Raw genomic sequence first — 1,956 nt, forward strand, 5'->3', positions numbered from 1 at the left:
CGCCTTTGCCCGCCCTACGGAACAAACGATGAGGAAACAGATGACCGACGCCGCCAACGAAGTCCTCTACGCCGTCGCCGACCACATCGCGACCATCACGCTGAATGCGCCCGAGCGCATGAACACGATCTCCGGCCCGATGCTGAACGATCTGGCGCGGCTGCTCACCGAAGCCAACGAGGACAAGAACGTCCGCGTCGTGATCCTCACCGGCAAGGGCAGGGCGTTCTGCGCCGGGCTCGACCTGCGCAAGGAGCGGGATGGCAACGGCTTGAGCGCCGCGTCCTCGCCGACCACGATCAACCTCCGCAACACGCCGCCGACGGTGTTGCAGGCAATGGACAAGCCGACCATCTGCGCCGTCAACGGCGGTGCGGCCGGCTACGGCATGGACACCGCGCTCGGCTGCGACATCCGCATCATGGGAGAATCCGCCAAGCTCGCCGCCGCCTTCGTCAAGCGCGGCGTGGTGCCGGAATCCGGCGGCACCTGGCTGTTGCCGCGCATGCTTGGCTGGGCCAAGGCCTCCGAGCTGATCTTCACCGGCCGCACGCTCGGCGCGCGGGAATGCCTCGACTGGGGCCTCGCCAACGAGGTCGTGCCGGATGCCGAACTGATGAGCCGCGCCACCACAATCGCCCGCGAAATCGCCGCCAACGCGCCGCTGGCGGTGCAGGCCTCCAAGCGCATGATGCGGATGGGCCTCAACGAGAACTTCTCCGACCACGTCCACCACGTCTATCTGCAGCTCCTGCCGCTGTTCAAAACCCAGGACATGGCCGAGGGCATGAAGGCCTTCATGGAGAAGCGCGAGCCGAAATTCGAGGGGCGGTAGCCGGTTGTGCCTGTTGGGCCGTCTTAGCAGAGACAGATTTCGTGCCTATATAGACGGAATCGTCCACCTGCGGATCATGCCATGGCTCCCGTTTCCATCCTGCTCAACCTGCTCTGGATCCTGTTCGGCGGCGCCTGGATGGCGTTCGGCTGGGTGATCGCCGCGGTCATCATGGCCATCACCATCGTCGGCCTGCCCTGGGCGCGGGCGGCGTTCAACATAGCGGTCTACACGCTGCTGCCGTTCGGTTCAAAGGCGGTCAGCCGCTACGACGTCACCGGCATGAGCGATATCGGCACCGGCCCGCTCGGGGTGATCGGCAACATCATCTGGTTCGTGCTCGCCGGCTGGTGGCTGGCGCTCGGCCACCTCCTGACGGCCCTGGTGCTTGCGGTCACCATCATCGGCATTCCCTTTGCCTGGGCTCACCTGAAGCTCGCCGGCATCGCGCTCTGGCCGATCGGCAAGGTGATCGTGCCGGCTTAGAGCGAATTCGCAGGATGGGTAGAGCGCCAGCNNAGCGCCAGCGAAACCCATCATCCCTCCGCTATCCGGAATTTGTCACTGTTTCCTGGGCGCGAGAATGCCGGTGCGCTTGAGACTTTCGAGATTGATGTCTTCGCTGCCGATCCCAAGCTCGCTCAGCTTTGCGAGAAACTTGTCGTGGCCGTTCACCTCGACCCACAGAAAATAGGGAAAATCCTCCGCATCTCCGAGAACTGCGCGCGATGTCCAATTGCTCTCCGGAACAGATTTGACGTTCGCAGTCACGCTTTTGTGGAAGCGAAATGGCGCGGCAACCAGATAGATGTCCGTCCCAAGCTTCCTGAGGCGACCTTCCACGACGTGAAAATCAACCCAGGAGAACTCCGGGGTCCTGCGCAATCGAATGAGATCGTTTCCGATCTGGCCACCATTGCGGCTCTTGATGATCGAAAGAAGCTGGTCGTCCAAATCGTTCGACGCAATCTGAACGCGATTGAGGGTATCCTGACGCGTGGCGGCGGGCCAGGCGGACAGCGTTTCCGTGGAGAAAACGAACGGGGCAATCAGCAGGACGGCGAGCTGGCGCATGCGAGCATTGTTAGCCCGTAGGATGGCTAGAGCGCCAGCGAAACCCA

At 62.8% G+C, this 1,956-nt stretch carries 3 protein-coding genes; 2 read left to right on the forward strand and 1 reads right to left on the reverse strand.

All coding sequences use genetic code 11. The features are described 5' to 3' along the window. Positions 1 to 40: 40 nt before the first annotated feature. Complete coding sequence (locus AABA86_RS33580; protein ID WP_338309791.1) at positions 41 to 835, forward strand: enoyl-CoA hydratase/isomerase family protein; 795 nt, start codon at positions 41 to 43, stop codon at positions 833 to 835. Positions 836 to 916: 81 nt separating this feature from the next. Then, entirely contained in the window at positions 917 to 1,321 is a 405-nt protein-coding gene (locus AABA86_RS33585) for a YccF domain-containing protein (RefSeq protein WP_338309789.1), read from the forward strand. Between the two features lie 75 nt (positions 1,322 to 1,396). Here AABA86_RS33585 and AABA86_RS33590 read toward each other — a convergent pair. Then, a partial coding sequence (locus AABA86_RS33590) for a hypothetical protein (protein ID WP_338309790.1) occupies positions 1,397 to 1,956 on the reverse strand: 560 nt, incomplete at its 5' end.

It is taken from the genome of Bradyrhizobium sp. TM233 (genome assembly GCF_036247965.1).
GTDB lineage: Bacteria > Pseudomonadota > Alphaproteobacteria > Rhizobiales > Xanthobacteraceae > Bradyrhizobium > Bradyrhizobium ottawaense.